Annotated in this window: 1 protein-coding gene; it reads left to right on the forward strand. The window is 41.9% G+C overall.

The window, feature by feature from the left end; all coding sequences use genetic code 11:
* Positions 1 to 156 precede the first annotated feature (156 nt).
* Positions 157 to 5,700 (forward strand): G5 domain-containing protein, encoded by a 5,544-nt coding sequence (locus E4T71_RS02700; protein ID WP_135036488.1) that lies wholly within the window; start codon positions 157 to 159, stop codon positions 5,698 to 5,700.
* The last annotated feature ends 532 nt before the right edge of the window (positions 5,701 to 6,232 follow it).

Genomic DNA, 6,232 nt, shown 5'->3' on the forward strand with positions numbered 1-6,232 from the left:
TTAACTTTCTGAGAGTCATTTGACCCATACTCCAGATTGGAATTTCTTTACAGAATGCTGATAATATGGTAAGATGAAGTGCAATGTAGTTTTGTTTATTTTAAACTTCAATTCTATGTTAAATTACTTATTTTATAGAGGAGACCAAAATAGCATATGAAGAAAGGTATGTTTAATCGCCAAGTTCAGAGATTCTCACTTCGTAAATGTTCATATGGTACAGCTTCGGTGTTGCTTGGAACGTTACTTTTTTCAGAAAATAATGTTCAAGCTGATAGTGCAGTATCACCTGAAGTAGCTACTGTAGAAAGTTCGGTGGTAACTGATGTTGGAAACACATCTGAATCTGAGACAAATTCGGAAGCTACGGTCTATGTAGCGGAACCACTATTGTCTGTAACTGAACCTGAGCCTGAAACTGAAATTCCATCAATCACCTCTATTCCGGAACTAAAAGAGAAAGAGGGAAATCCATCAGATGAGGAGATTCTTGAGAAGACGTCGTCCCTAAAAGAAGATAATACTAGTATTATTCCAGAAGCTGCAGGAAGTGGCGAGGAAAAAGTAGTAGCGAAGGAATCCTTAGCGTCATCTATGTTTAGGGCTGCTAAACCAGGAGAAACGCAAGTCTACGGTCCCCTACCGAGTTTAGCTAATCAGCCTGGAGGGAAGATTACAGACTTTAGAGGATATTTGGTTCCAGAGGGACATACAGATACAACGGAGTTAATTCGTTTTGAATTGGATTACACTCCGACAGTTGTTAATGGCAGAGCAAGTCAGGCACCTATCTCACTTGGTTATGCTGCGGCTAATAATTTCCAAGTAATCGCTAATTCATTTACTGTGAATGGACAAAAACTTCCAGCATCGGGTGCAGGTGATGGTTTAACTACTTTTTGGAGTCCTAATGTCAAGGCGAATATTGGACAAAAAAACAAAATAGAGTTTTATTCTCGTGTGGTAACTTCCAAAATTGATTATGGAAATATTAATTTAGTTGTGGGAACTGCTAATAATCCTAACTATAATAGATTTTTTAGTCCGGATTATGGAAGTAGTAATACCGTTGTTCGAAATTCAACGCTGGCTACCGTTCACCTAGATTTGAAGGCTTTTAAGCAAGCAGTAGAAGAAATTGTTGGGCCAAAAATACCAGATCCTAAAGTAGAAACATCTCCAATTCCATTTACAACAGAATATAAGGCTGATGAGACTCTTGAGGTAAACAGTCAGCAGGTTGAACGTGAAGGTGTCGATGGAGAGCAAACGATTACAACAACCTATCGTAAAGATGGGAACGAAGTTGTTGAAGTAAGAGGAGAACCGGTTGTTACGAAGGAGCCAGTTTCCAAAGTCGTAAAAGTGGGAACTAAAGCAACAGTGGTAACGGAACCGGTTCCTTATAAGACAGTCTATGAAAACGATCCAAGCATGAAATCGACAGATCCAGAAATAGTTGTGACAGAAGGAAAAGAGGGTAGTAAGACAACTACAACTACCTATACTTTGGATACAACTACTGGAGTCGCAGTTGCAAATACGCCGACTGTAGAGACTGTAGATGCAATTGATAAAGTTATTCGCCGAGGAACAGGTCAATCGAGCCTAATTCCATATAAAACTGTTTATGTTGCTAATGACAAGTTAGAGGCTGGGAAGCAAGAAATCGTAGTAGAAGGTATCGAGGGACTTCTTGAACCTAACGGTAGTGTTTCAAGGGAAGCTGTTGATAAGGTTATCCAAGTAGGGACAGAATCCAAAGTTACAGAAAAGACAATTCCATATCAAGTATCCTATCGAGGAGATGACGAGAAGGAATTGGGTTGGGAATCTATTTCGAATGCTGGAGTTGTAGGTTTAGAGCAGACAACAACAAGTTATACATTAAATACAGAGACAGGTGAGGTGAAGGCTAGCGAGCCTATAACTGTTCTTGTTCGTCCAGCTATTAACCGTGTTTATAGGATTGGAACGAAGCCATCTGTAGAGGTTTCGACTATTCCGTTTGAGACAACCTATATCGATGATGTAAATATGAAGTCTGATGATCCGGAAATAGTAGTTACTGAGGGTCAAGATGGTAAAAAAACAGTGAAAATTACCTATACTGTTAACGTAAATGACGGTACTGTGACTCCTAGCAAACCAGTTGAAGAGATTGTTGAAGCTGTTAATCGTGTCATTCGTCGTGGAGTTGGGCAGGAAAGTAAGATTCCATTTGAAACTCTTTATGAGGCAAGTATGGAATTGGCGGCTGGAGAACAACAAGTAGTGACTCCAGGTGTAGAAGGGACTCGCCATCCGGATGGTAGCATCAGTGTTGCGCCTATTAATCAGGTCATTCAAGTTGGTGTGAAACCATTGGTTGTAGAAACCGTCTTGAATTTTGAGACAGTTTATCAAGATGATGCTACGATGAAGGCAACAGATCCAGAAGTGGTCGTTGTTGAAGGTCAAAATGGATTAAAAACGGTAACGACTACCTATAGCTTAAATAGCCAAGATGGTCAAGTGACTGCGAATACTCCGACAGAGGTACTTGTAGCTGCAGTGAACCGTGTTGTCAAACGAGGAGTTGGGCAGGAAAGTAAGATTCCATTTGAAACTCTTTATGTGGCAAGTATGGAGTTGGCAGCTGGAGAACAACAAGTAGTAACTCCAGGTGTAGAAGGGACTCGCCATCCGAATGGTAGCATCAGTGTAATGCCTATTAATCAGGTCATTCAAGTTGGTGTGAAACCATTGGTTGTAGAAACCGTCTTGAATTTTGAGACAGTTTACCAAGACGATGCTACGATGAAGGCGGCAGATCCAGAAGTGGTCGTTGTTGAAGGTCAAAATGGATTAAAAACGGTAACGACTACCTATAGCTTAAATAGCCAAGATGGTCAAGTGACTGCGAATACTCCGACAGAGGTACTTGTGGCTGCAGTGAACCGTGTTATCAAACGAGGAGTTGGCCAAGATACCAGCTTACCATTTGATACTGTATATATGTCGACAACAGCTTTGGATGCAGGTACTCAACAAATTCTTACGCCAGGAGTTGAAGGTGTTCGCCATCCTAATGGCAGTATTACCAAAGAGGCAGTTGCACAAATAATCCAAGTTGGTGTGAAACCACTTATTGTGAGTGAGACTCTTCCATACCAAACAGTATATCAAGAAGATGCTGCTATGAAAGCAGATGATCCTGAAGTCTTAGTACAGGCAGGACAAGCAGGAGAACGTGTAACAACTACAAGTTATGTCATGGACGAGAAGACAGGGTTGGTGACAGCACAGACACCTGTGGTTCTTGAAAAAGCTGCAGTTGATCAGATTATCAAGCGTGGAGTTGGTCAGGAAACTGAAATTCCATTTACAACTGTTTACTTGGGAACAAACTCTCTTGAGGCTGGTCAGAAAGTTGTTGTCATTGCAGGTCAAAAGGGTCTTCGTCATCCTAATGGCAGCATTACTAAAGAGGCAATTGCAGAACTAGTTCAAGTTGGTGTAAAACCAGTAGTCATGACGGAAACTCTTCCGTATCAGACAGTCTATCAAGAAGATACTTCTATGAAAGCTAGTGACCCTGAGGTCTTAGTTCAAGTAGGTCAGGCGGGGCAACGTGTGACAACTACCAATTATGTTATGGATGAGAAGACAGGTCTTGTCAGTGCGCAAACTCCAGTTGTTCAAGAAACAGCGGCAGTTAATCAAATCATTAAACGTGGTGTGGGACAAGACAAGGAGATTCCATTTACTACTGTTTATCTTGCTACTACTGAATTAGCAGCTGGAGAACAACAGGTCTTGGTTGCTGGACAGGTCGGATTACGTCATCCAAATGGAAGTGTAACTCGTGAAATGGTACCAGCTATGATTCAAGTTGGAATTAAGCCCGTAGTTGCTACGGAAGCATTGGCTTATCAAACAATCCACCAAGAGGATCCAAGTATGCTTACCAGTGATCCAGAAGTTGTTGTGCAGGCAGGTAAAGCTGGACAACGGGTAACTACAACTAACTACCGCTTGAATCAGGCAACAGGGCAAGTTACAGCCTTGACACCAATAGTAATGGAGACAGCTGCGATTGATCAAATCATTAAACGTGGGGTTGGTCAAAATACGGAACTTCCATTTGAAACGCATTATGTTGCAGATGCAACTCTTGCTGCAGGTGAGACAGATATTCGGATTCAAGGTCAACACGGAGTTCGTCATCCTAACGGTAGTATCTCCAAGGAAGTTGTGGATCAGATTGTTGCAGTAGGAACTCGTCCAAGTCAGCGAACAGAGACAGTCGCCTTTGCGACTCGTTATCTGGAAGCTAGCGGTATGGCTGCTAATAGTCGTCAGACCGTAGTGGAAGGACAGACTGGTCAGAAGACCTTTACTATTACTTATGTTTTGAATACAGTCAATGGCCAGGTGATAGCACAGCCCGAGACAGAAACTCTTACGATTCAGCCTGTTACAGAGGTCATTGAAGTGGGAACTCGTCCAAGTCAGCGAATAGAGACAGTTGCTTTTGCAACCCGTTATCTGGAAGATAAAGAGATGGCTGCTAACAGTCGTCGGACCTTGGTTGAGGGACAAACTGGTCAGAAGACCTTTACCGTTAGCTATGTCTTGGATACAGCTAATGGCCAGGTAACAGCACAGCCTGAGACCGAAGCTCTTACGATTAAGCCTGTTGCGGAGGTTATTGAAGTGGGAACCAAACCAACTATGCGGACGGTTGAGCTTGAGTTTTCAATTGTTTATCAAGAAGATAAAGAAATGACTGCTGGTCAACAAGTTGTTGATCAAGAAGGTCAAAAAGGCTTAGACACCTATACGACAACTTATGTATTGGATGTTGAAACCGGTCAAGTAATTGCCCAACCTGAGGTAGTTGAGCGGACAAGTGATCCAGTTGCTCGGGTGGTTCGAGTGGGCGTGAAACCGCTTGTTGTTGAGACAGAGCTAGCCTTTGAGACTGTCTATCAAGATGATCCTATGATGTTGCCAACGGATCAGGAAGTTGTGCTTATTGAGGGCCAAGCAGGTAAAGAAATACGCACTACTAACTATGTTCTTGACATTCAGACCGGTCAAGTGACTGCTCAAGAGCCAATCGTGGAGCGTCAGGAGGCCGTTAATCGCCTTGTGAAACGAGGAGTTGGACAGACTAGCCCAATCGCCTTCAAGATTATCTACAAAGGTGATGTGACCTTGACTGCTGGTCAACGAGTGATTGATCAAGAAGGACAAGAAGGTGTTCGTCATCCAAATGGAAGCATCCTTAAAGAAGCTGTTGATCAGATTATCCGAGTTGGCCTCAAGCCAGTCGAGAAAGTGGAAGAACTTCCATTTGAGGAAGAAGTGATTGAAGATTCAAATCTTCCATTGGGACAAATCTGTGTCGAAGTTGAAGGTCAAGTTGGTAACCGGATTACCCGTATTACCTACAGCCTCAACCCTGAAACAGGTGAAGTAATGGCTCATGAGAGTGTTGAAACAGTAGCTCCTGTGAAACGGATTGTCCGCAAGGGTACAAAAGTAGAAGAAACTTGCCCACCAGTTGAATCTCCAGTAGTTGAATCTCCGGTAGCGGAAGTTAAGACTCTTCCAAATACAGGTACAGCAGACTCCGCTACTATACTTGTAGCAGGTGGTCTTGCAGGTCTTGCAAGTCTAGGAGTGATCGCTAAAAAACGGGAAGAAGACTAATCTTTTATGGTTTTTCTCAACTGTAATGGGTAACTAGAAGAGTGCTAATGACTATGACATGCTATTTAAGTTACAAAAGATAGAGAGTAAAGCTTCTCTGTAAAGCAACCTTCATTAACCTCTAATTGATTCCATTTCTAAATCTGTTTAGTAGATCTAAACAGTTAGGGAACTCGATAATTGAATACGGGAGAGTACAGTATAGGTGCTCTCCCTTTCTAGTACGACGGGCAGTGAGCACCCAATAGCGAGATATATAAACCCAAATTATTCATACATAACTAAAAAAACTTCCAGAATCGCTGATACATCATGGTTTCTGGAAGTTTTTGATTTTCACCCATTAGGTGAGACTTTTTACTGGACAAAAAAGGATTTCCCCTTTATGATATAAGCGCAAACCATATCAAAATAGAAAGGAAACCCATATGTTCAGTCTAACAAATTACAATTCTAAAAACAACACTTTTTCTTTTGATGGTGGAAATCTAACGAATTACGGAGGATTACTTCTCTTTAAAGTACTTTTTGA

The organism is Streptococcus sp. WM07 (assembly GCF_004570525.1).
Lineage (GTDB): Bacteria > Bacillota > Bacilli > Lactobacillales > Streptococcaceae > Streptococcus.

Coding starts and splice junctions, on each gene's coding strand:
- E4T71_RS02700 (WP_135036488.1), top strand. CDS start 157: ATGAAGAAAGGTATGTTTAATCGCCAAGTTCAGAGATTCTCACTTCGT.